General features: G+C 70.1%; 21 protein-coding genes. 6 read left to right on the top strand and 15 right to left on the bottom strand.

Going from position 1 to position 22,276, the window contains the following annotated elements:
• Positions 1 to 18: 18 nt before the first annotated feature.
• Complete coding sequence (locus tag QC180_RS18510; protein ID WP_278263998.1) at positions 19 to 1,248, bottom strand: hypothetical protein; 1,230 nt, start codon at positions 1,246 to 1,248, stop codon at positions 19 to 21.
• Between the two features lie 150 nt (positions 1,249 to 1,398).
• A complete protein-coding gene (locus QC180_RS18505; protein WP_278263997.1) occupies positions 1,399 to 2,109 on the bottom strand; it encodes a hypothetical protein in 711 nt (236 codons plus the stop codon).
• A 229-nt stretch (positions 2,110 to 2,338) separates the two neighbouring features.
• Here QC180_RS18505 and lexA point away from each other — a divergent pair, with 229 nt between their 5' ends.
• Complete coding sequence (gene lexA, locus QC180_RS18500; protein WP_278263996.1) at positions 2,339 to 3,055, top strand: transcriptional repressor LexA; 717 nt, start codon at positions 2,339 to 2,341, stop codon at positions 3,053 to 3,055.
• Here lexA and QC180_RS18495 read toward each other — a convergent pair.
• From QC180_RS18495 to QC180_RS18465, 7 genes are all read right to left on the bottom strand, one after another.
• Positions 3,052 to 3,792, bottom strand: a complete 741-nt coding sequence (locus QC180_RS18495) for a pirin family protein (protein WP_278263995.1) — start codon at positions 3,790 to 3,792, stop codon at positions 3,052 to 3,054. The genes lexA and QC180_RS18495 overlap by 4 nt on opposite strands.
• A gap of 90 nt (positions 3,793 to 3,882) precedes the next feature.
• Positions 3,883 to 4,785, bottom strand: coding sequence for a lysophospholipid acyltransferase family protein (locus tag QC180_RS18490; protein WP_278263994.1), 903 nt, complete (start codon positions 4,783 to 4,785; stop codon positions 3,883 to 3,885).
• Between the two features lie 97 nt (positions 4,786 to 4,882).
• On the bottom strand, positions 4,883 to 6,313 hold the full coding sequence (hflX, locus tag QC180_RS18485) for a GTPase HflX (protein ID WP_278264100.1): 1,431 nt from the start codon (positions 6,311 to 6,313) through the stop codon (positions 4,883 to 4,885).
• Positions 6,314 to 6,483: 170 nt separating this feature from the next.
• Entirely contained in the window at positions 6,484 to 7,365 is an 882-nt protein-coding gene (gene dapF, locus QC180_RS18480; RefSeq protein WP_278264099.1) for a diaminopimelate epimerase, read from the bottom strand.
• A gap of 44 nt (positions 7,366 to 7,409) precedes the next feature.
• Positions 7,410 to 8,246: a TrmH family RNA methyltransferase gene (locus tag QC180_RS18475; RefSeq protein WP_278263993.1), complete on the bottom strand. Its 837-nt coding sequence runs from the start codon at positions 8,244 to 8,246 to the stop codon at positions 7,410 to 7,412.
• Positions 8,243 to 9,190 (bottom strand): tRNA (adenosine(37)-N6)-dimethylallyltransferase MiaA, encoded by a 948-nt coding sequence (miaA, locus tag QC180_RS18470; RefSeq protein ID WP_278263992.1) that lies wholly within the window; start codon positions 9,188 to 9,190, stop codon positions 8,243 to 8,245. Before miaA ends, QC180_RS18475 begins: the two co-directional genes overlap by 4 nt.
• Positions 9,187 to 9,960 carry a class III extradiol ring-cleavage dioxygenase family protein gene (locus tag QC180_RS18465; RefSeq protein WP_278263991.1) on the bottom strand — a complete coding sequence of 258 codons (774 nt, stop codon included), beginning with the start codon at positions 9,958 to 9,960 and terminating at the stop codon, positions 9,187 to 9,189. The genes miaA and QC180_RS18465 overlap by 4 nt, the downstream gene beginning before the upstream one ends.
• Before the next feature lie 263 nt (positions 9,961 to 10,223).
• Here QC180_RS18465 and QC180_RS18460 point away from each other — a divergent pair, with 263 nt between their 5' ends.
• Positions 10,224 to 11,603 (top strand): DUF349 domain-containing protein, encoded by a 1,380-nt coding sequence (locus QC180_RS18460; protein WP_278263990.1) that lies wholly within the window; start codon positions 10,224 to 10,226, stop codon positions 11,601 to 11,603.
• A gap of 54 nt (positions 11,604 to 11,657) precedes the next feature.
• On the opposite strand, the gene QC180_RS18455 is transcribed toward QC180_RS18460, so the two are convergent.
• Positions 11,658 to 12,239, bottom strand: coding sequence for an Rv2732c family membrane protein (locus tag QC180_RS18455; RefSeq protein WP_278264098.1), 582 nt, complete (start codon positions 12,237 to 12,239; stop codon positions 11,658 to 11,660).
• A 128-nt stretch (positions 12,240 to 12,367) separates the two neighbouring features.
• Positions 12,368 to 13,912, bottom strand: coding sequence for a tRNA (N6-isopentenyl adenosine(37)-C2)-methylthiotransferase MiaB (gene miaB, locus QC180_RS18450; protein WP_278263989.1), 1,545 nt, complete (start codon positions 13,910 to 13,912; stop codon positions 12,368 to 12,370).
• A 223-nt stretch (positions 13,913 to 14,135) separates the two neighbouring features.
• On the opposite strand from miaB, the gene QC180_RS18445 reads away from it, so the two are divergent.
• From QC180_RS18445 to QC180_RS18430, 4 genes are all read left to right on the top strand, one after another.
• Positions 14,136 to 14,864, top strand: a complete 729-nt coding sequence (locus QC180_RS18445) for an amino acid ABC transporter ATP-binding protein (protein WP_278264097.1) — start codon at positions 14,136 to 14,138, stop codon at positions 14,862 to 14,864.
• A 37-nt stretch (positions 14,865 to 14,901) separates the two neighbouring features.
• Positions 14,902 to 15,738 carry a glutamate ABC transporter substrate-binding protein gene (locus QC180_RS18440; RefSeq protein WP_278263988.1) on the top strand — a complete coding sequence of 279 codons (837 nt, stop codon included), beginning with the start codon at positions 14,902 to 14,904 and terminating at the stop codon, positions 15,736 to 15,738.
• A 90-nt stretch (positions 15,739 to 15,828) separates the two neighbouring features.
• Positions 15,829 to 16,500, top strand: coding sequence for an amino acid ABC transporter permease (locus QC180_RS18435; RefSeq protein ID WP_278263987.1), 672 nt, complete (start codon positions 15,829 to 15,831; stop codon positions 16,498 to 16,500).
• Positions 16,497 to 17,390, top strand: coding sequence for an amino acid ABC transporter permease (locus QC180_RS18430; RefSeq protein WP_278263986.1), 894 nt, complete (start codon positions 16,497 to 16,499; stop codon positions 17,388 to 17,390). Before QC180_RS18435 ends, QC180_RS18430 begins: the two co-directional genes overlap by 4 nt.
• 51 nt (positions 17,391 to 17,441) lie before the next feature.
• Here the strand turns inward: QC180_RS18430 and QC180_RS18425 are convergent, their stop codons facing one another.
• From QC180_RS18425 to QC180_RS18410, 4 genes are all read right to left on the bottom strand, one after another.
• Positions 17,442 to 19,208: an oleate hydratase gene (locus QC180_RS18425; RefSeq protein ID WP_278263985.1), complete on the bottom strand. Its 1,767-nt coding sequence runs from the start codon at positions 19,206 to 19,208 to the stop codon at positions 17,442 to 17,444.
• A gap of 40 nt (positions 19,209 to 19,248) precedes the next feature.
• A complete protein-coding gene (locus tag QC180_RS18420) occupies positions 19,249 to 20,106 on the bottom strand; it encodes a 3-hydroxyacyl-CoA dehydrogenase (RefSeq protein WP_278263984.1) in 858 nt (285 codons plus the stop codon).
• 157 nt (positions 20,107 to 20,263) lie between these two features.
• Positions 20,264 to 21,262, bottom strand: a complete 999-nt coding sequence (locus QC180_RS18415) for a glycine betaine ABC transporter substrate-binding protein (RefSeq protein ID WP_278263983.1) — start codon at positions 21,260 to 21,262, stop codon at positions 20,264 to 20,266.
• Positions 21,259 to 22,062, bottom strand: a complete 804-nt coding sequence (locus QC180_RS18410; RefSeq protein ID WP_278263982.1) for an ABC transporter permease — start codon at positions 22,060 to 22,062, stop codon at positions 21,259 to 21,261. Before QC180_RS18410 ends, QC180_RS18415 begins: the two co-directional genes overlap by 4 nt.
• Between the last annotated feature and the right edge of the window lie 214 nt (positions 22,063 to 22,276).

Raw genomic sequence — 22,276 nt, 5'->3', positions numbered from 1 at the left:
CACTTGACAGAATACCGCTCAGGACCGCACCAGCTGCCACTGCGTGGTCAAGTCCGCGACGATCTCCGGTAACCGGGCGATCATCCGGCCCCGGTCGAGCTTGACCGCGAACGGCTCGCGATACACCGCGCTCGCGTGCGCCGCGTCGGCGACCAGGTCCAGGTGGCGGGGCACCAGGTCGGCGGTGATGTAGGCCCAGCGGTCGGCGCGGTCGGCCCAGTCGAAGGCGGGCAGCGGCATGCGCAGGGCCAGCGTGCCGCCCGGCGCGCCCACCGTGACCGGCGCGTACACCCCGGGCGCCCGGGTACCGGGGACGGCCGGTTTCCCGGCGACGGTGGTGACGTAGGTGAGGACCCGGCCCAGGCCGTCGCGGCCCGCGGCGGTGGCGTCCCACTGGTCGGCGACGATGTGGTTCTGTTCGCGATCGGTCATCCGGAGCAGCGCGTCGGCGCGGCCCGCGGGGGTACCGCCGTCGATGCCCGCCCAGGCGGCGCGCATGCCGTCGTCGAGCAGCCCGGCGGCGCGCATCTCGTCGATGCCCGCCATGCCCTCGGCGAGGTAGGCCTCGTGCATCGGGACCAGGTCGGTGAAGATGTGTTTCTGCATGATCATCAGCCGGGTCTGGTACCAGGCCAGGTCGGCGGCGGTCAGGCGCGGACCGAGTTGGGCCAGTCCGGTGATGTCGGCGGGCACCTCGGCGAGCAGCTCCGGCGGTACCGCGCGCAGCACGTCCGCCACCGCCGAGCCCAGTTCGTGGATGCCCGCGAGCGAGAGCACTCCGCCGATATCGCCCACATCGAAGAAGCCCGACGCGAACGACCCACCGGCGATCCCGGCCAGACCGGCCCAGTAGAAGTCGGGCCGTGCGGCCGCGATGCGGAAGTAGTTCACATACACCTGGGTGAAGGTCGCGGTGCTGGCGGCGACGCCGCGGTAGGGCTCCCACGCGGCCAGATCGATGGCGGCGTTGTCGGTGGCGACGACGAGCCAGTACTGGTGCAGCAGGGTCGCGTAGCGGGCGGGCGCGATCGCGTCGGCCCTGGCCGCGTCGAGCGCGGCCCGTAGAGGTTCCTGGGACAGTGGCAGCGCCGGGTGTAGTCCCCCACCGAATTCGCCGTCGGCGTTGAGGGCGGGCAGGTCGAGGAACTCGGTGTAGGCGGGGTGGGCCTGCGCGGTGGGCGCGAGCAACGTGCCGAGCAGAAAGCCGAGCAGCAGGACGATCGAACAGCGGCGCACGGGACCTCGCATCCGATATCGGCCGAGGCGACCCCGCCCCGGTTCGGGATGCGAGTCACGGTAGCAACGTGTTCTAGTTTTGGAACGATTTTCGTCTGGGACAGTCCGGTGAGTTACCCATGGCTACCGACGGGAAACCCTTGCTGCGCAGTGCGGTTCGCGCTAGCCCTGCCCCGGGACAAGCCCCCTGGACGGCACGTCCGCCGGTTCGGTGATTCCCGGGATGGGCGCGTCGACGCGCTCGCCGAACCCGCCCGCGCGCAGGTGCGCCAGGCCGAGGAAGGCCACCACGATCAGCGCGGTCGCCAGCGCCGTCACGGCCAGCGCGGCGAATCCCCGCTGCGCGCGCTCGACCCGGCGTAAGGGGTGTTCGCCCCGCGCCGGACGCGCGGTGGGCACGGAACCCCGGCCATAGAGGGCGAGTTCGCCGCGCGGTCCACGGTCACTACGCGGCGCGCGCCCGCTCGTGCCCGCCGGACGCGGACGCACCACGGGCCGGGGTAACGGCTCCGAGCGCGGCACGGTGGCGAAGGCCAGATCCACTTCGGCGTCGGTGAGATCGAAGATCCGGCCGCGCCGCTCGGTGCGGACGAGATCACGCGGCGGCTCGATCCGCGCCGGTGCGAGCGTCGTCGCGCGCACCAGTACCGAACGGGCCTCCTCGGCCGGACGGGACACGGCGGGCCCGGCCGCCTGCTGTGCGACGTCGACCGGCGCCACCGACGGCGGGGCGACCCGTTCGGGCCGGGGACGCGCGGTGCCACGCACGAGGGCGAAAGGCCGTGGCGCGCGGGCGTTCCGGCGACGCCGGAGGACGGGCTCGCGGCCCGGGACGGGATCGAAGGAACGCAGGGCGCCGGTCGCTGTGCTCATCGGAAGAACCTCCGGGGTGGTGTGCTCCGCTGCTGAAGAAACTGCTGGTGAGGCGAATACGCCTGTCGCTGTTCGAACATGTGTGCGATGAACTGATGTTCGATTTCTACCACGCGGCGGCGCCGATGTCAGCACGAAACGCCCGACATGCTCGAACAGATGTTTGATAGTTCGGCGTGGCCCGACTAGCCTCGAAAGCGCGAATTCGACCAGCGAAAGGGCGGGACAGGTGACCCACACAGGCGACACGGGTGACGAAAGCGCTACCGGCACCGTCACATCGGGATCCGGCGCGGATCTCACCGTGCGTCAGCGCACGGTCCTCGAGGTCATCCGCACCTCGGTGACCGAACGCGGCTATCCGCCCAGCATCCGCGAGATCGGCGACGCGGTGGGACTCACTTCCACCTCCTCGGTGGCCCACCAGCTACGCGCGCTCGAACGCAAGGGCTATCTGCGCCGCGACCCGAACCGCCCCCGCGCGGTGAACGTGCGCGGGCTCGACGAGGCGGTCCGGTCGGTGACCACACTGCCGGTCGAACAGCCCGACGAGGCCGACGCGAGCCGTCCCACCCCCACCTTCGTCCCGGTCCTGGGCCGGATCGCGGCGGGCGGGCCGATCCTGGCCGAACAGGCCGTGGAGGAGGTCTTCCCACTGCCGCGCGAGCTGGTCGGCGACGGGTCGCTGTTCCTGCTCAAGGTCGTCGGGCAGTCGATGGTCGACGCGGCCATCTGCGACGGCGACTGGGTCGTGGTACGTCAGCAGAACGTGGCCGAGGGCGGCGACATCGTCGCGGCCATGATCGACGGCGAGGCCACCGTGAAGACCTTCAAGCGCACCGGCAAGGACGTCTGGCTGATGCCGCACAACCCGCATTTCGAGCCGATCCGGGGTAACGACGCGCAGATCCTCGGCAAGGTCGTCACCGTCATCCGCAAGATCTAGCGCACGCTGGCGTCCATCTCCCAGATCAGCAGTTCGGCGGCGGTCACGGCGGTCACGCGGTGGCCGCCGGTCGCGGTCAGGCGCACGGCGTCGCCCTGGTCCAGACGGCCGTGCCCCTCGTAGTCCACGGTGCCGCGCGCGACGAACACGTGACCATAGGGTGCGTCCGGCACCGCGATCGTGTGCCCCGGATCGAGTCGGGCGACATGGAAGGTGGCGTGGCTGTTGCCGATGCCGATCGCGGCGTCGTTGCGATGGCGTGCCATGCCGGAGGCCACCGGGACCAGGGTGTTGCGGGCGAGTTCGCCCGCGATGTCGAGTTCCTGATAGCCGGGCGCGGCACCGGCGGTGTCGGGCGGAATCCACATCTGCACCACGTGCAGGCGTTCGGTCTCCCGATAGCCCGCGCCGTTGCGTTCGGAGTGGCGGATGCCGGTGCCCGCGCTCATCCGCTGCGCCAGCCCGGGGTGGATCACGCCGGAGTGCCCGGTCGAGTCCTGGTGGACGACAGTGCCCTCCAGCACCCAGGTGAGGATCTCGGTGTCGCGGTGCTGGTGGGTGTCGAAGCCCTCGCCGGGGTCGACGGTGTCCTCGTTGTGCACCAGCAGCAGACCGTGCGCGTAGTCCTCGAGCACGAAATTGCCGGTCGCCGGGAACGACTGCTTCGAGACGAGCCATTCGTTGCGCCAGTGCCACCGGTCCGCGCCGGGGATCACCTGGACCCGCGCTGTCGTCATCGCCGCCACCTCTCACTACCCGGACTCAGGTCCGTATAGCGGGTAACCGTGCGGGTGGCGCGGACATTCCACGCCACCCCGGTCAGGCGGTCACCAGGGCAGTGCGCCCCGCAGGCGGCCGAACAGACTGCGTCCGGCGTCGCGCTCACGCTCGGCGAACAGGAACTGCAGTTCCTCCTCGAGGCCCTTGCGGACGACATCGCGCAGGTCGGCGGCCGCGCCGTCGAGATCCTCCGCCTCGAGCCACGGTGTCGGGTCGATCGGTGCGCCCGCGGAGAAGTAGAACCGCTCGGGGCGCGGGATCGGGGTGGGCCCGATGCCCTTGACCAGCGGCGGATTCAGTTCGGGATTGATGCCGAGCAGTTCGCAGGTCCAGCGCAGCGGCCGCATGGCGGGATGCTGGCCGTCGAAGACGATGTCGTAGGCGTCGTCGATGCCGATCATGGCCAGCGGCACGATCGGTACCCCCGCCTGGATGGCCATCCGCGCGAAACCGGTGCGGCCCTCCCACTTGAGCACGTACTTCTCGCCCTTGCGCCGGATCGCCTCGCGACCGCCACCCGGGAACACCACCACGGCCTCGCCGCGTTCGAGCAGCGCCAGGCAGTTCGAACGGGTACCGCGCACCGCGCCGAAACGATGCAGGATCTCCCGCACGCCCGGCTGCATCAGGACGTGTTCGGCCAAGCCGCGTACCAGTCGGCCACGCTCGCGCAGAATCGCGGGCATGAGCAGCGGCGCGTCGATACCGCCGAGCAGATTGTGGTTGGCCACGATGAGCACCGGGCCCTCGGCCGGAATGTTGTCCAGGCCGAAGAAGCGCGGGCTCGTCCAGGCCCGCAGCGGCGCGAAGAACGCCTCGAAGCCCCGGATCTCCCACTCGCTCGGGGCCGGATTCAACGGCGCCCCGTCGGAGAGGATCGGGCCGCCCTGCTCGGCCCGTCCTGTCCCGTCTTCTTTCACACTCGCTGGACCCCGCTGGTCGTTCGACATAACACCCTCCTGCTGTCGATATTCGACCATAGCTTCCGAAAAAGGCCGTGTCGCATCGACATTCGACCGCAAACGGTCGGCAAATCAGCGAAAAAGATCAGCTGAGCACCGGCTCGGCGGGCCCGGAATGGGCGTATTCGGACAGTGCCGCCGCCAAGGCGTGGGGCACCCGGGCACGCACCCTGGTCCCGCCTTCCTCGTGGTCGGAGGAGATGATACGGCCGTCGGCGTGGATGCGGGCCAGCAGGTCACCGCGGCTGTAGGGCAGCAGGACCGTGATGTCGACATCGAGTCCGCCGAGCACCTCGGAAAGTCGTTCGCGCAACTCATCGATGCCCGCCCCGGTGTGGGCCGAGACGAACGCGGCGTCGGCGAGCATGCCGCGCAGGCGGGTGAGCTCGTTCGGGTCGGCCGCGTCGATCTTGTTCACCACCAGTAGTTCCGGCGGCGCGGCGGTGCCCTGCTCCTTGATCACGTCGGTGATCACCTCGCGTACGGCCCTGATCTGCTCGAGCGGCAGCGGGTCGGACCCGTCGACGACGTGCAGCAGCAGATCGGCGCCGATGACCTCCTCCAGCGTCGAGCGGAACGCCTCGACCAGCTGGGTGGGCAGGTGGCGCACGAAGCCGACGGTGTCGGTGAACACCATCTCGCGACCGTCGTCGAGCGCGGCCCGGCGGGTGGTCGGATCGAGGGTGGCGAACAGGGCGTCCTGCACCAGCAGACCCGCGCCGGTGAGCGCGTTCATCAGGCTGGACTTGCCCGCGTTGGTGTAGCCGACGATGGCCACCGACGGCACCCCGCTGGCGCTGCGACGCGCGCGCATGGTGTCGCGGGCGGTCTTCATCTCGCGGATCTCGCGGCGCAGCTTGGCCATCCGCTCGCGGATGCGGCGGCGGTCGGTCTCGATCTTGGTCTCACCGGGACCACGCAGACCGACACCGCCGTTGGAACCGGCACGACCACCGGCCTGCCGCGACATGGACTCACCCCAGCCGCGCAGGCGCGGCAGCATGTATTCCATCTGCGCGAGCGCGACCTGGGCCTTGCCCTCGCGGGAGGTGGCGTGCTGGGCGAAGATGTCGAGGATCAGCGCGGTGCGGTCGATGACCTTCACCTTGACGACCTTCTCCAGCGCGGTGAGCTGGGCCGGGGTCAGCTCACCGTCGCAGATCACGGTGTCGGCGCCGGTCTCGAGGACCACGGTGCGCAGTTCCTCGGCCTTGCCGGAACCGATGTAGGTGGCCGGGTCGGGCTTGTCGCGGCGCTGGATCAGGCCCTCGAGGACCTCCGAGCCCGCCGTCTCGGCGAGCGCGGCCAGCTCGACCATGCTGGCCTCGGCCTGCGCGGAGCTGCCGGTGGTCCACACACCGACCAGCACCACGCGCTCGAGGCGCAGCTGCCGGTATTCGACCTCGGTGATGTCGGTGAGTTCGGTGGACAGTCCGGCCACGCGACGCAGCGAGGAGCGCTCGTCGAGCTGCATCTCGCCAACGGTGGGTTCGGGTGCCCAGCCGGGACGCCGCATGCGCGCCGCGTGGCGGGCGATGGCGTCGTCGACGTCGCCGCGGTCGGCGGCCACGTCGGGATCGACCGTGCTGGTGGGCTCGGTCGTGGCGTCTGTGGGGGTTTCTGGTTTCGTCATACGTTCTCCATGCTGCCACGTCACGGTGACAGCGCGCATCCGGTTATCCGCCGCTACCGCGCGTCCCACCAGTCGCGCGAGAGCGTGCCGGTGGCCAGCAGCACCGAGGGGCCGCGCAGCCAGGCGTGGCCATCGGTGATGGTGACGCGGACCTGTCCACCGGGGACGCGCACGGTGACCTCGCCGGTGCCGGAGCCGATCGAACGGCCCGCGGCGGTGAGCGCGGCGGCGGCCGCGGCCACGGTGCCGGTGCCGCAGGAGCGGGTCTCGCCGACGCCGCGTTCGTAGACGCGCATGTCGACGGCGTCGTCGGGGCCGAGCGCGGTGAGGATCTCGACATTGACCCCGTGCGGGAACAGATCGGGGTCGTAGCCGGGGGGCAGGGTGAGGTCGAGTCCGGCCAGCGCCTCGGCCGACAGTCCGGTGTCCACGCAGGCCAGGTGCGGATTGCCGACGTCGATGCCGATGCCCGACAGCGGGCGCCCGCTCAGGGTCGCGGTGGAGGAGCCCAGTTCGCGGACCTCGCCCATGTCGACGGTGACCTCGCCGTCGACGGGTCCGGCCGCGTGCACCACCACCGGCCGCGCGCCCGCCCGACTGCCGACCACGTACTCGGTGGCGGTCTCGAGGCCGGAGGCGTTGAGGTAGTGCGCGAACACCCGCACGCCGTTGCCGCACATCTCGGCGATGGAGCCGTCGGCATTGCGGTAGTCCATGAACCAGTCGCCGGGGCCGACGCCGGTGGGCAGTGCCTCGAGCACGCCCGCCGAGAGCAGTTCGGCCGCCTTGGCGACCCGCAACACACCGTCGGCACCGAGTCCGCGCTGCCGGTCGCACAGGGCGGCGACGCGGTCGGTGGTCAGGTCGAGGCGCACCTGCGGGTCGGGCAGCACCACGAAGTCGTTCTGGGTGCCGTGGCCCTTGCTGAATTCGATGTCGGACACAGCCGCCATTGTCCCCTGCCGGGCGGGCGCGCCCGCTACCGGGCGAAGGTGCGCCGCTGGCGGGCGATCTCGTAGAGGCCGATGGCCCCGGCCGAGGGCGCGCCCAGCGAGCTGGCGGTGCCGCCCATCGGGATGGTGACCAGGTCGTCGCACGCCTCGGCCCACGCGGCGCTCATGCCCGAGGTCTCGTTGCCGATCACCAGGATGGTGGCCTCGGTGAAGTCGTGGTCGTAGAGGGTGCTCGGGGCGTGTTCGTCGGTGCCGACGATGCGGGTGGGGATGCCGCGCGCGATCTGGCGGTCCCGGAATTCGAGGACCTGGGCGGGTCCGGCGGCACGCAGCACCGGCACCGAGAACAGCGAACCGGTGGAGGCGCGCACCGCCTGCGGGTCGAACTGGTCGGCGCCGTGGCCGGTGACGATGACGCCCGACGCACCGAAGGCGTCGGCGGAGCGGATGAGGGTGCCCAGATTGCCGGGCGAGTTCGGTCGGTCGAAGACCGCCACGACCGGCGCGTCCTCCCCCGGCTCGCCCGGCGCGAACTCGGCGAGGTCGGGCTGACGCGAGATCGCGACCGCCACGACCTCCGGAACGCTCGCCGACTTCTCGCCGAGTTCGGCCATCAGTTCGGGCACCAGCCCGACCTGCGGGACCTCGGCGGTGTCGAGCAGTTCGCGCGCCCAGCTCGACAGGTCCGGGGTGCCGAGGCGGTAGAGCAGGGTCTCGAGCGGCCAGCCGTTGTCGATGGCCTGGGTGATCGGACGCACGCCCTGCACGAGGAACCGGCCGTCACGATGACGTTTCGTCCGGTTGTTGAGGTAGGCCTGCCACACCTGCACCGAGGCATTGCGGGTACTCACTCGTCGGGTCACTGCGCGGTCCGTCCTGTCGGGTCTGGCTGATCAGCGGTGAGCAGCGCCAGCGCGGTCGTGGCGAGCTCGGGGTCGGCGCCGTCGACCCAGGACACCCGGGGATCGCGACGGAACCACGACCGCTGCCTGCGCACGTATCGGCGGGTGCCGATGAGGGTGCGCTCGCGGGCGTGGGCGAGATCGTATTCGCCGTCGAGATGGGCCAGCACCTGGGCATAGCCGATCGCGCGACGGGCGGTCTGGCCCTCGCGCAGGCCCGCGTCGAGCAGCGCGCGGACCTCCTCGACCAGGCCGGTGTCGAACATGCGCGCGGTGCGGGTCTCGATGCGGGCGTCCAGCGCGGCGGTCTCCCGGTCGACGCCCAGGATGCGGGTGTTCCAGCGGGGCTCGCCGATGGTCGGTGCCGAGGCCGCGAACGGCTGGCCGGTCAGCTCCACGACCTCGAGCGCGCGCACCATGCGCCTGCCGTCGGTGGGCAGGATGGTGGCCGCGGCGACCGGGTCCGCCTCCCGCAGCGCCGCGTGCACGGCCGCGACCCCACCCTCGGCCAGCAGTGCCTCCCAGCGCGCGCGGACCTCGGGATCGGTCGCGGGGAAGTCCCACTGGTCCAGCAGCGCCTGCACGTACATCATCGAACCGCCGACGATCACCGGTACGTGTCCGCGCGCCGTGATGTCGGTGACCACCGCCGACGCGGCGCTCTGGTACGCCGCCACGGTGGCCGTCTCGGTGACGTCGAGGACGTCGAGCAGGTGGTGTGGGATGCCCCGGCGCTGCTGCGGCGGCAGCTTGGCGGTGCCCACGTCCATGCCGCGGTAGAGCTGCATCGCGTCGATGTTGACGATCTCGCCGCCGAGCCGTTCGGCCAGGTCGAGGGCCAGGTCGGACTTGCCGGTGGCGGTCGGGCCGACGACGGCGATGGGACGGTCGAACCCGCTGGTCACCGACCGTCACCTTCCTGTCCGCACGGATGCCACACGCTCACGTCGTAGCCGACGCCGTAGGGGGCGCCCTGGTAGAGGGTACGCACCCGCGGATCGGCGGGATCGGCGGCGAACAGACCGCCGAGCGCCTGATAGGCGGCGCGGCCGTCGAGGACGAGTTGGGCGCACAGCTCGGGCTCGAGCACGGCCAGCCCCGCGCGCGAACCGGTCCGCAGAGCGGTGTCGAGGGCGTCCTGGACCGGCGCGGCGCGGTCGTCGAGATAGCCGGGGGCCGCGAGGGTCAGGGTCGCGGCGCCGTCGGCGAGGACCAGCACCGCGTGCGGGGCCGGATCGGCGTCGAGTTCGGCGCGCAGCGCGGCACCGACGCGCAGGCACTCGGCGGGGCTGGTGTCGGCGGCCAGCAGCCGGGCCTCGATCGAGATCGTGGGCGCGACCCGCTCCCGCAACCATCCGGCGACCAGCACCGGCAGCGGAAGCTGGGCGTCTGCTGGGACGGGGGGAATCCGCGCGGGCCCGAGCCCGACGACGACGTCGGCGCCGAACCCACGGAAGGTCCCGGTCGTCGCGGGACCGAACATCTCGGCCCGCTCGCCGACGCCGAGCACGGTCCAGCGCCGCGCCACGGCGGCCAGCGCCGTCGCGGCGTCGAGGGCGGCCGTGCGCAGCGCCACCACCGGATCGCCGGGATCGGCGCCGGGCGCCGCGGGACGTCCACACAGTTCGGGCACCAGCATCGGCGGCGACGGGACCAGGGCCGCAATCGAGAACACGCGGTAACCGTAGCCGGACGGTGCGCGGGGCCCCGCACCCGGCGCACCGTGACCGGGCGCCGGACTGCGAGTGTCCGACGCGGTGATACCCGCCGGGATTGCTAGTGTTTTCTGGTGCGACTACCCACGTCGCCCGGGACGAAATCCCAGGAAATGCGGCATCCGATCCCCCGGATCGATGGTTTCCTCGGCGCGAACCGGGTTCAATGGGATGTGCTAGGGCGTAACCAGGCAGCCGTGACGCGCGGCAGGGACGGAGAGCAATGACCGACAGCAACGGAACCGCGAAGCCCACCCCCGGTCCGGGCCCGCGACCGTCCGGTACCCCCAAGCCCGGTGGACAGTCTCCGCGTCCGCCGAAGCCCCATGCCGTGAAACCGGCGCCGGGCCCCGATCAACCGCATCCGCACCCCGTGATCGTGCCGACCGTGACCGACCCCAGCAAGTGGGGTCGCGTCGACGAGGACGGCACCGCGTGGGTCAAGACCGCCGACGGCGAACGCGTCATCGGTTCCTGGCAGGCGGGTGACGCCGCCGAGGGCCTGGAACACTTCGGCCGCCGCTTCGACGACCTGGCCACCGAGGTGGCCCTGCTCGAGGCCCGGCTGGCCGCGGGCGCCGACGCGCGCAAGACCAAGGCCGCCGCGCTGGCTCTCGCCGAGACGCTGCCGACCGCCGCCGTCATCGGGGACATCGACGGCCTGGCGACCCGGCTGCAGGCCATCACCGAGCACTCCGAGGAAGCCGCCGCGCACGCCAAGGAGGAGAAGGAGCGCGCCCGGCACGAGCACACCGAGCGCAAGGAAGCCCTCGCCGCCGAGGCCGAGCAGATCGCCGCCGAGTCCACCCAGTGGAAGGCCGCGGGCGACCGGCTGCGCGAGATCCTCGACGAGTGGAAGTCCATCCGTGGCGTCGATCGCAAGGTCGACGACGCGTTGTGGAAGCGCTACTCCAAGGCCCGTGAGGCGTTCAACCGCCGACGCGGCGCGCACTTCGCCGAGCTCGACCGCGAGCGCGCCTCGGCCAAGACGCGCAAGGAAGAGCTGTGCGTGCGCGCCGAGGAGCTGTCCGGCTCCACCGACTGGACCGGCACCGCCGCGGTCTTCCGCGATCTGCTCACCGAGTGGAAGGCGGCCGGGCGGGCCCCGCGCGAGGCCGACGAGGCGCTGTGGCGGCGGTTCAAGAGCGCCCAGGACGTGTTCTTCGCCGCCCGCAACGCGGCGGTCTCCGAGCGCGACGCCGAGTTCGAACACAACGCCACCGCCAAGCAGGAACTGCTGGCCGCCTACGAGCACATCGACCCGGCCACCGGGCTCGACGCCGCCCGGGCCGCGCTGCGCGAACTGCAGGACAAGTGGGACGCCATCGGCAAGGTCCCGCGCGAGCGGATGCAGGAGCTGGAAAGCAAGCTGCGCACCATCGAGAAGCGGGTGCGCGACGCCGCCGACCAGCAGTGGCGCCGTACCGATCCGGAGGCCGTGGCCAGGGCCGCGCAGTTCCGCGAGCGGGTCGCCCAGTTCGAGGAGCAGGCCGCCAAGGCCACCGCGGCGGGCAAGAAGCGCGACGCGGAGAAGGCCCTGGAACAGGCCAAGCAGTGGCGTGAGTGGGCCGAAGCGGCCGAAGGCGCCGTCAGCAACCGGTGAGTCCACGACGAAGCCCCCGACCGATTCGGTCGGGGGCTTCGTCGTGGTCGGGGTCTATTCTTCGCCGGTCAGGCGCTTGCGATCGCGTTCCTCGGCCTCGCGGGCGGCGTTGCGACGCTGTTCCTCGGCGGCCAGCTGCACCGCGGTGCGGCTCCACACCACACGCACCCAGTGGAAGGTCAGCACCATGATGGCGATGGTGCCCAGGATCAGGCCGATGCCGGGTCCGGTGCCCTCGTAGTTGCCCAGGCCGGGGGTCTGCCGGTGCCAGATGGACAGCACCCCGAACACGCTGGCCACGGCCGAGCCCGCCACCGCCAGCCAGGCCAGCACCCAGCGACGGGTGGTCAGCGCCAGCAGCGAGAAGCCGACACCGAACACGATCACCAGCCAGACGAACAGCCGCGAGGGCAGGCCGATGTGCTCGAGCCGGGCGGCATCGGTGTTGAGCAGCACGTCGAACCCGCGCGCGGTGCCCGTGTGCGGCAGCACCAGCGAGATCAGCAGCGCGAAGACCGCGCCCGCCACCACCATCGCCCGCGCGCCGGGATCGATCTCCCCGGCGATGCGGCGTTCCACCGCGTCGAGCTCACCGCGAAACTGTTCGAAATCCTGGTCGTCGTCCACCCGGGTCACCGCGTTCTCGCTCCTGTTGTCGGCAGGCTGGTCGTTGCTGCTGGTCTCCACTGTGCCATCACCGGCCGGGCCGCCGTCGGGCGACCCACTACGACCGGTAGTAGGTTCGGGCCCGCCGGACGGCGCGGTCACGCCGGGCAGCCGGTCGAGCAGCCGCTGTCCACGGGCTCGACGACGGGTGCGCCGATCCGCGGCAGGCCGAGACCGACCCCGATCGGGGCGGTCTTGGGGGTGACCCCGCGTTCGTGCGCGTCACCGGCCCTGGTCCGGCGGTGCGACTTCACCACGCCGTCGGCGATCAGGTGGTGCGGCGCGGCGGCGGTGATGTCCACGACGACGACGTCGCCGGGACGGATCCCCGCGTCGTCACCCGGTCGGAAGTGCACGAGCCTGCCGTCGCGGGCGCGACCGCTCATCCGGGCGGTGGCCGCGTTCTTCTTGCCCGCGCCCTCGGCGACGAGCAACTCCACCTCGGTACCGATCAGCGCCTGGTTGCCTTCCAGCGAGACCTGCTCCTGCAGCGCGATCAGCCGGTCGTAGCGCTCCTGCACGACCGCCTTGGGCAGCTGGTCGGGCAGCTCGGCGGCCGGGGTGCCGGGCCGCTTGGAGTACTGGAAGGTGTAGGCGCTGGTGAAGCGCGCCTTGCGCACCACGTCCAGGGTCTCCTGGAAGTCCTCCTCGGTCTCGCCGGGGAAGCCGACGATGATGTCGGTGGTGATCGAGGCGTGCGGCATGGCGGCGCGCACCTTGTCGATGATGCCCAGGAAACGCTGCTTGCGGTAGGAGCGACGCATGGCCTTGAGCACCCGGTCGGAGCCGGACTGCAACGGCATGTGCAGCTGCGGGCAGACAGTCGGGGTCTGCGCCATGGCCTCGATGACGTCGTCGGTGAACTCGGCCGGATGCGGCGAGGTGAAGCGCACCCGCTCGAGACCCTCGATCTGCCCGGTCGCGCGCAGCAGCTGGGCGAAGGCGCCGCGGTCGCGCGGCTGTTCCGGGTCGACGAAGTTCACGCCGTAGGAGTTGACGTTCTGGCCCAGCAGCGTCACCTCGAGCACACCCTGCTCGACCAGCGCCCGCACCTCGGCGAGCACGTCACCGGGACGACGGTCGACCTCCTTGCCGCGCAGCGCGGGCACGATACAGAAGGTGCAGGTGTTGTTGCAGCCCACCGAGATCGACACCCAGCCCGCGTAGGCCGACTCGCGCTTGGCGGGCAGGGTGGACGGGAACGCCTCGAGCGATTCGAGGATCTCGACCTGGGCCTGCTCGTTGTGCCGGGCACGTTCGAGCAGCACCGGCAGCGACCCGATGTTGTGCGTCCCGAAGACCACGTCGACCCACGGCGCCTTGCGCACCACGGTCTCGCGGTCCTTCTGCGCCAGGCACCCGCCGACCGCGATCTGCATGCCGGGGCGGCCCTGCTTGACCGGGGCCAGATGACCCAGCGTGCCGTAGAGCTTGTTGTCGGCGTTCTCGCGCACCGCGCAGGTGTTGAACACCACCAGGTCGGGGGTGTCCTCGGGTGCCGCTTTCACATAGCCCGCGTCCTCGAGCAGGCCGGACAAGCGTTCGGAGTCGTGTACGTTCATCTGGCAGCCGAAGGTGCGGACCTCGTAGCTGCGCGCCTGCGGGTGCGCGCGCTGCGTCGCGTCCTGTCCGTTCGAATCCACGCGTCCAGGGTACGGCCAGCCTCCGAGGTGGTCTGCGTCGCGGTCGGGAGGCGGGCCTGGTCCCGGTAGGTTACCGGCGGGTTGCGGCCCGGCGTGCCGTGACGGCGAGTCGCCGAAAGGCGGGCAAATCTCCGAAGAACGCCTAAGGTTTCTGTCCATGACCGACGACGCCGCACCCGCGACCGGGAACGCCGACGGGCCAGCCACTGCCGCTGCGCCGCCGATGATCTCGATGCGCAACGTGGACAAGCACTTCGGTGACCTCCACGTTCTGCGCGATATCACCCTCGATGTGCCCCGCGGGCAGGTCGTGATCGTCCTCGGCCCGTCGGGCTCGGGGAAATCGACCCTGTGCCGCACCATCAACCGGCTCGAACCGATCGATTCCGGCGACATCGCCGTCGACGGTGTCGCGCTGCCCGCCGAGGGCAAGGCCCTGGCCGCGCTGCGCGCCGAGGTGGGCATGGTGTTCCAGTCGTTCAACCTGTTCGCGCACAAGACGATCCTGGAGAACGTCATGCTCGCGCCGGTGAAGGTGCGCGGCAAGAAGAAGGACGAGGCGCGCAAGCACGCGCTGGCCCTGCTCGAGCGGGTCGGCATCGCCAACCAGGCCGACAAGTACCCCGCGCAGCTCTCCGGTGGTCAGCAGCAGCGCGTGGCCATCGCCCGCTCGCTGGCGATGGACCCCAAGGTGATGCTCTTCGACGAGCCGACCTCCGCGCTGGACCCGGAGATGGTCAACGAGGTGCTCGAGGTGATGGTCTCCCTCGCCAAGGAGGGCATGACCATGCTCGTGGTCACCCACGAGATGGGCTTCGCGCGCCGCGCCGGTGACCGGGTGCTGTTCATGGCCGACGGCGAGATCGTCGAGGACGCCGCGCCCGAAGCGTTCTTCACCAACCCGACCTCGAATCGCGCCAAGGACTTCCTCGGCAAGATTCTCAGCCACTGACGCTGTATCCACACCACAAGAGGGAGAAGGAAACTCGATGAGGATCAATCGTGCGGTGCGCGTCGGCATCGGCGCCGTGGCGGTCGCGCTGGCCGCGACCGTGACCGCGGCCTGCGGCGGTGGTGACGAGAACTCGGCGCTGGACAACGCCAAGGACGGCAAGCTCACCATCGGCATCAAGTTCGACCAGCCCGGCCTGGGCCTGCGCAACACCGACGGCACCTACAGCGGTTTCGACGTCGACGTGGCCACCTACGTCGCCGACAAGCTGGGTGTGAAGCCGGAGAACATCACCTTCAAGGAGGCCCCCTCCGGCCAGCGCGAGACGCTGATCGAGAACGGCCAGGTCGACTACATCGTGGCCACCTACTCGATCACCGACAAGCGCAAGGAGAAGGTCGACTTCGGCGGCCCCTACTACGTCGCCGGTCAGGACCTGCTGGTGCGCGCCGACAACACCGACATCACCGGCCCCGAGTCGCTCGACGGCAAGAAGGTCTGCTCGGTGAAGGGCTCCACCCCCGCGCAGAACATCAAGGACAAGTTCCCGCAGGCGCAGCTGCAGACCTACGACACCTACTCGCTGTGCATCGACGCGCTGCGCAACGGCGCGATGGACGCGGTCACCACCGACAACGTCATCCTCGCCGGTTACGCCGCCCAGGCGCCCGGTGTCTTCAAGCTGGTGAACAAGCCGTTCACCACCGAGAAGTACGGCGTCGGCCTGAAGAAGGGCGACACCGAACTGCGCACCAAGGTCAACGACGCGATCGAGGCGATGATCGCCGACGGTTCGTGGAAGGCCTCGCAGGAGAAGAACTTCGCCGGTACCGGCATCGCGGTGCCCGCGCCGCCGACCGTCGATCGCTACTGATCCCCGGGTGTTCGACGGCCCGGTGCGTCCGGGCCGTCGAGCACCGCTGTCCCCTCTGCCCTGTCCCTATCGATCGGAGGACGCGCGTCCGTGTTCGACCTGATCTCGAGGTATCACTCCGAAATCCTCGACGCCTTCTGGGTGACCATCAAGCTGACGTTCTTCTCGGCGATCGGCGCGCTGATCCTCGGAACGATCGTCGCGGGCATGCGAGTGTCGCCCATCCCGGTCGCACGCTGGGTCGGCGCGACCTATGTGTCGATCTTCCGCAACACCCCCCTGACCCTGATCATCGTGTTCTGCTCGCTCGGCCTCTACAACACGCTGGGCTGGAAGCTGGCCGGTGAGTCCCTGGTGGACAACAACTTCCGCTGGGCCGTGGTCGGCCTGAGCGTCTACACCGCCTCGTTCGTGTGCGAGTCGCTGCGCTCGGGCATCAACACCGTCGCCCTGGGGCAGTCCGAGGCCGGGCGCTCGCTCGGTTTCGGCTTCGCGCAGAACCTGCGGCTGATCGTGCTGCCGCAGGCCTTCCGGGCGGTCATCGCGCCGCTGGGCAGCGTGCTGATCGCGCTGACGAAGAACTCCACCATCGCCTCGGCCATCGGGGTCGGCGAGGCGGCGTTGCTGATGAGCGAGATGAACGAGAACGAGGCCGCGATCCTGGCCATCGGCGCGATCTTCGCCCTCGGATTCGTGATTCTCACCCTGCCCACCGGCCTGTTGTTCGGCTGGCTGGCCAAGCGATACGAGGTGGCACGATGAGTTCAGGCGCGTCGGTCCTGTTCGACGCACCGGGCCCCCGCGCCCGGCTGCGCCACCACCTCTACTCGCTGCTGGTCGTGATCGCGCTGGTGGCGGCGGGCTGGTGGCTCTTCGACGCCTTCGCCGACAAGGGCCAGTTCACCGCGGAGAAGTGGAAGCCGTTCCTCGAATCCGGGGTCTGGGAGACCTATCTGCTCCCCGGCCTGCGCGGCACGCTGTTGGCGGCGGCGATCTCGATCGTCGGCGCGCTGTTCTTCGGCATGCTCTTCGGCATCCTGCGCCTGTCGGATCACCGCTGGGTGCGCTGGACCGCGGGCGCGGTCGTCGAGCTGGCCAGGGCCATCCCGGTGCTGATCCTGATGATCTTCCTGTTCGCGCTGTTCGGCGAGTACAAGCTGTTCCGCTCCGATGATCTGGCGTTGGCCGCGGTGGTCATCGCGCTGGTCATCTACAACGCCTCGGTGATCGCCGAGATCGTGCGCGCGGGCATCAAGGCGCTGCCCAAGGGCCAGAGCGAGGCCGCGGTGGCGCTGGGCCTGCGCAAGGGCCAGCTGATGCGGCTGGTGCTGCTGCCGCAGGCGGTCACGGCGATGCTGCCCGCGCTGGTCTCGCAGATGGTGGTGGTGCTCAAGGACACCGCGCTGGGCTACCAGATCACCTATGTGGAGCTGGTGCGCTCGGGTCAGCAGGTGGGTGCCTCGCAGCAGAACACCATCCCCGCCCTGATGGTGGTGGCGGTGATCATGATCTCGCTGAACCTGGCGCTGACCTTCCTGGCGACCCGGCTGGAGAAGCGGTTGCGCTCGCGCCGCAAGAAGGGCGGGGCGGTGCTCGCCGCCGACTCCGTCCTCACCGACGCCGCGCCCGGCGTCGACCTCACCACCAAGTAGTCCACCCACACCGCGGGCCCGCTCGGATCGAGCGGGCCCGCGGTGCTGTGTTCAGTCCTCGCCGAGCAGTCCGGAATCGCGCAGCAGCGCGCCGATCTCGGTGTCGTCGAGCTTGTCGAGCAGCTTGGAGCGCACGAACTTCGGGCCCGGCAGCGTCACCTCCGCGCCGTCGCGCAACCGGCTGGTGGCGGCCAGCAGCGCCCGGATGTCGTAGGTCGAGCCGAACACCTCCGGCACCCCGCGTTCGATGCCGAGCAGCTGGTAGGCGGCCTCCATGCCGGTGCGCACCGAGTACTCGGTGGTGAAGATGCAGTCACGGGTGGTCTCGGCGAACTGCCCGATGAAGGCGAAGTTCACCGCGCCCTCGGGCACCACCCGCGGCCGGTCACCGTCCTGGCGCGGCATGAAGAACGCGGTCACGTACGGCATCATCACCGGCACACAGGTCGCCGCCTGGGCCGCGAGCTCGTCGATCTCGGCTTCGGGCACCCCCAGGTGGTAGAGCCATTCCCGAGTGATCTCCTCGCCGGTGCACTCCTGCATCGACTTGTTCACGTAATCACCGGGGGTGTCGGCGAACAGCGCGTACACCCACACCACGATCTGGTCGGCGGGCTGCTGTTTGAAGTGCGGCTGCCGGTTGACCGTCCAGCTCATCAGCCACGACGAGTCCTTCACCGTGACGATGCCGCCGGTGACCACCTTGCCGCTGAACGGGTCGCGCTTGCAGATCTTGCGGATGTAGCGGGGAATTCGCTCGTCGAGCGTGGTGACGGTGGCCGACTCCCATTTCGTCTCCGGAATGTGGTCGGCGAACACCCCCGGATGCCCGAAGGCGGGGTCCTTGGCCGCGATGCGCCGCCACAGATCCCAGGCCGGTGCCGGACCCTCGTCGAGCTTCGCCGGGGTGTGCTGATCGCCCTCGTCGGAGTTCTCGGTGAGCGAGCCGATGGTGGCGAACACCAGATCGTGCTCGGTCAGATCGACACCGCCCGGCACCCCGTCGGCGGTCCAGTGGATCCGGGTGGCCCGCTTGCGGTCGGCGGTGATCGCGAAGTCGATGTCGGTGACCTCGGTGTCGAAGCGGAAGGTCACCCCCTGGTCGAGCAGCCACCGGTACAGCGGCAGCACCAGCGACTCGTACTGGTTGTACTTGGTGAACTTCAGCGCCGAGAAGTCCGGGAGTCCGCCGATGTGGTGGATGAAGCGGTGCAGGTAGAGCTTCATCTCCAGCGCGCTGTGCCATTCCTCGAAGGCGAACATGGTGCGCCAGTACAGCCAGAAGTTGCTGGCCAGGAAGTCCGCGCCGAATACCTCGTCGATGCGCTTGTTCGCCATCTCCTCGCGGGTGGCCAGGAAGACCTTGACGATGTCCTTCTGCGCCCGGTCGGTGAGGGTGAACAGGCCGTCGGTGTGCGCGTCCTGGCCACGGTCGACGGTGGCCCGTTGCAGCGAGAAGTTCGGGTCGTCCTTGTTGAGCCAGTAGAACTCGTCGAGCACGCTGGCACCCTCGATCTCCATCGAGGGCACCGAGCGGAACAGATCCCACAGACACTCGAAGTGGTTCTCCATCTCGCGCCCGCCGCGGATGACGAACCCCTTCTTCGGTTTCTTGATGCCGTCGAGCGCGCCGCCGGGCAGCGGCAGCCGTTCCAGCACGGTGATCTTGTCGCCCGACATCTGTCCGTCGCGGATCAGGAACGCCGCGCCCGACATCGAGGCCAGTCCCGCCCCGACGAACCAGGCGGTCTTGTCGTCGACGCCCTCGGGCTTGCGGGGACGGGCGAACGCTTCGTAATTGCCACTGCTGTAGTACATCTCACTCCTTCGTCCGGTCCGGACATCGACGGGTGCGTGCCTAGCCGTAGCGGTAGAAGCCCTCCCCCGAGGCGATGCCGAGCTTGCCCTTGTCGATGTAGTTCTGCTTGAGCCAGTCCGCGAGCTGCTGGTTCTGTTCGTTGCCGCTGTCGTTGAGGATGTTGTAGGGGGTGGTCAGCCCGACGATGTCGAGGATCTGGAACGGGCCCATCGGCGCGCCGGTGGCGATGCGCCAGGTCTTGTCCACCGCCTCGGGTTCGGCGTACCCGCCCGCCGCGAGCGCGATGCCGGAATTGAGGAACGGCACCAGCAGCGAGTTGAGCACGTAGCCCGCCTTCTCCTTGTGCAGCGGGATCGGCACCATGCCGATCTGCTCGGCGAAGGCGACGACGGAGTCGAAGACCTCCGGATCGGTCGCCTCGGTGCCCATCACCTCGGCGGTGTTGAACGCCCAGACACGGTTGGCGAAGTGCAGGGCCAGGAACCGAGCGGGACGGCCGGTGTAGTCGGCGATATCGCTGGGCAGCAGGGTCGAGGAGTTCGTCGCGAAGACGGTGCGCTCGGGGGCCAGCTCGCCGAGGCGGGTGTAGAGGTCGCGCTTGATCGAGAGCACCTCGGGCACGGCTTCGATGATCAGGTCGGCCTCGGCGGCCGCGGCGAGGTCGGTCGTGAGGGTGATGCCCCGCGCGGTCGCGGTGGTCTTGTCCGCGTCGGCGCCCGATACCTCCTGCTGGTAGGTGCTGGCCAGCACGTCGAAGCGTTTCCTGGCGGCGGTGACGGCCGCGTCGTCGATGTCGTAGGCGGTGACGTCGAAGCCGTGGAACGCGGTCTGGTACGCGATCTGCGATCCCAGCACGCCGGTGCCCAGCACGCTCACCTTGCGGAACTCGATGGTCATGGACGCTCCTCCACTCGCTGTGTCGGTTTCCGGTGTGTCACCACCGCCGTCCATCATGGCCCGGATCTCCGGTGCCGTGGGGACGACGAGCCCCACGGTATCGGACATCTCGGGCAGGCAGGGGTAACAGTTCGGCAAACCGACCCGGGCACGTGGCTCAGCCCGCGGTGACCAGCCCCTCGGCGACCAGCCAGTCGCGGGCGATGTCGGCCGGTTCGGCGCCGTCGATGTCGACGCGCCGGTTGAGCTCGGTGATCACCGGGTTGGTGAGTCGGGCCGAGATCGGCGCCAGGATCTCGACGACCTCGGGATGGGCCTGCGCGAAATCGCGGCGCATCACCAGCGCGGCGTTGTACTTCGGGAAGAAGCCGCGGTCGTCGTCGAGCAGCACCAGATCCAGGGCCGGGATGCGGCCGTCGGTGGCGGCCACCGAGCCGAATCGGCACTGGGCGGCGTCGGCGGTGGCCTGGTAGACCAGGGCGTCCTGGACGATCTGTCGGCGGGCGGCACCCGGGTCGATGCCGTAGGCGACGGCCAGGCCGGGGTAGCCGTCGGGGCGCACATTGAACTCGGTACCGACGCAGGTGGTGGCCGCGGCCGGGTCGGCGGCGAGCAGGCGCGCGTAGTCCGACAGCGTCCGCACGCCGGTCTCCTCGGCGACGCGTCGGCTGGTGACCAGGGCGTAGGTGTTGTTCATCGGGGCCATGGCGGCCCACACCATGTCGTGTTCGGCCAGGTCGGCGTCGCGGGTGGCCTCGAACTGCTGGACCTCGACCGAGGCGGGATTCGCCGGGTCGGCCACGATGGGCTTGTCCTTGCCCAGATAGTTGATCCAGCCGGTGCCGGTGTAGTCGTAGGCGATGTCGATCTGGCCGTGCAGCTGGGCGTCGCGCAGGCTGTTGGAGCCCTGGATATTGGTCAGGTCGCGCACGTTCGCCCCCGCGGCGGTGAGCGCGAATTCGATGAGGTAGCCGAGGATGTTGGCCTCGGTGAAGTCCTTGGAGCCCACCGTGATCGCGACACCGTCGAGCGCGGGCACCGGCTCGATACTGCCCGGCCCGACCGGCAGCGGCACCGAACTGCCCGATTGCAGCCCGCAGCTCGCCAGCAGCACCACGCCCAGCGCGGCCGCGAGTCCGCGCAGTGAACGGCTCACCGCAACCCCCTCGGTCCCAGATACTGTTCGGCCAGCGCGCCGAGCCAGTCCACCAGCAGAGCCAGCGCCACGGCCAGCACCGCGCCCAGCGTCAGGGTGACGGTGTCGCGCAGTTTGTAGCCGGTGTCGATGAGGATGCCCAGCCCGCCCGCGCTCACCATGAACGACAGGGTCGCGGTGCCGACGGCGAGTACCAGCGCGGTGCGCAGTCCGGCCAGGATGTAGGGCACGGCCAGCGGGAACTCGATGCGGCCCAGCACCTGTGCGCCCGACATGCCCTGCCCACGTCCCGCGTCGATCAACGCCGGGTCGACCTGCTGGTAGCCCAGGATAGTGTTGCGCAGCACCGGCAGCACCGAGCAGAACGCGATGGGCGCCACCCCCACCCAGAAGCCGGTGGTCCGGGTGACCAGGTAGCACAGCACGATCAGCCCGATGGCGGGCGCGGAGGCGCCGATATTGGCGATGCCGACGAAGATCGGCGCGAGTCCACGGAACCGCTTGCGCGAGAGCAGCGTTCCCAGCGGCACCGCCACGGCCACCACGATGAGTACGACGGCCGCCGTGATCAGCACATGCTGCCAGGTGACCTCGGCGATGTTGTGGACACTGATGCTGGCCTGCTGGGTGACGGTGAGATCGCGCCGGAACGCCCACACCAGCACTCCGACGGTGAGCACCAGCACCAGCACCGGCTGCACGAGCAGGCGCAGCAGTTCGGCGCGGCGCTGCGCCGCGGGAGCCGTCGCGGCGGAGGACGTCGCGGAGATCGTTTGTCCCGGAGCGGAATTGGTCACCATCGATACCTCCGCGACGGATCGGGGGCGGGCCCGTCGGCACATGCTTCGGCGGGAACCGGCACCGGCGACCGAAACGCCCCGCCGTCTCCTGGACATCCGGCGCCGAGCGACCGGGTCCGGACGGCGGGCCCGGCAGCACCCGAACGCCGTGCCAAGGGGAACTCGGCGCGCGCCCGGCCGCCCCCGTACCGCTCGGTCCGATGGTGGATCTTCC

The organism is Nocardia anocheti (assembly GCF_029675105.1).
Lineage (GTDB): Bacteria > Actinomycetota > Actinomycetes > Mycobacteriales > Mycobacteriaceae > Nocardia.
This window is presented reverse-complemented; position numbering and strand designations above follow the sequence as displayed.

What these genes read in the sequence shown, in the direction of transcription:
- QC180_RS18505 (WP_278263997.1), bottom strand. Translation starts at nt 2,109, where the DNA reads ATGAGCACAGCGACCGGCGCCCTGCGTTCCTTCGATCCCGTCCCGGGC.
- QC180_RS18510 (WP_278263998.1), bottom strand. Translation starts at nt 1,248, where the DNA reads ATGCGAGGTCCCGTGCGCCGCTGTTCGATCGTCCTGCTGCTCGGCTTT.
- QC180_RS18460 (WP_278263990.1), top strand. Translation starts at nt 10,224, where the DNA reads ATGACCGACAGCAACGGAACCGCGAAGCCCACCCCCGGTCCGGGCCCG.
- QC180_RS18440 (WP_278263988.1), top strand. Translation starts at nt 14,902, where the DNA reads ATGAGGATCAATCGTGCGGTGCGCGTCGGCATCGGCGCCGTGGCGGTC.
- QC180_RS18420 (WP_278263984.1), bottom strand. Translation starts at nt 20,106, where the DNA reads ATGACCATCGAGTTCCGCAAGGTGAGCGTGCTGGGCACCGGCGTGCTG.
- QC180_RS18425 (WP_278263985.1), bottom strand. Translation starts at nt 19,208, where the DNA reads ATGTACTACAGCAGTGGCAATTACGAAGCGTTCGCCCGTCCCCGCAAG.
- QC180_RS18495 (WP_278263995.1), bottom strand. Translation starts at nt 3,792, where the DNA reads ATGACGACAGCGCGGGTCCAGGTGATCCCCGGCGCGGACCGGTGGCAC.
- QC180_RS18490 (WP_278263994.1), bottom strand. Translation starts at nt 4,785, where the DNA reads ATGTCGAACGACCAGCGGGGTCCAGCGAGTGTGAAAGAAGACGGGACA.
- QC180_RS18430 (WP_278263986.1), top strand. Translation starts at nt 16,497, where the DNA reads ATGAGTTCAGGCGCGTCGGTCCTGTTCGACGCACCGGGCCCCCGCGCC.
- QC180_RS18410 (WP_278263982.1), bottom strand. Translation starts at nt 22,062, where the DNA reads ATGGTGACCAATTCCGCTCCGGGACAAACGATCTCCGCGACGTCCTCC.
- QC180_RS18445 (WP_278264097.1), top strand. Translation starts at nt 14,136, where the DNA reads ATGATCTCGATGCGCAACGTGGACAAGCACTTCGGTGACCTCCACGTT.
- hflX (WP_278264100.1), bottom strand. Translation starts at nt 6,313, where the DNA reads ATGCGGCGTCCCGGCTGGGCACCCGAACCCACCGTTGGCGAGATGCAG.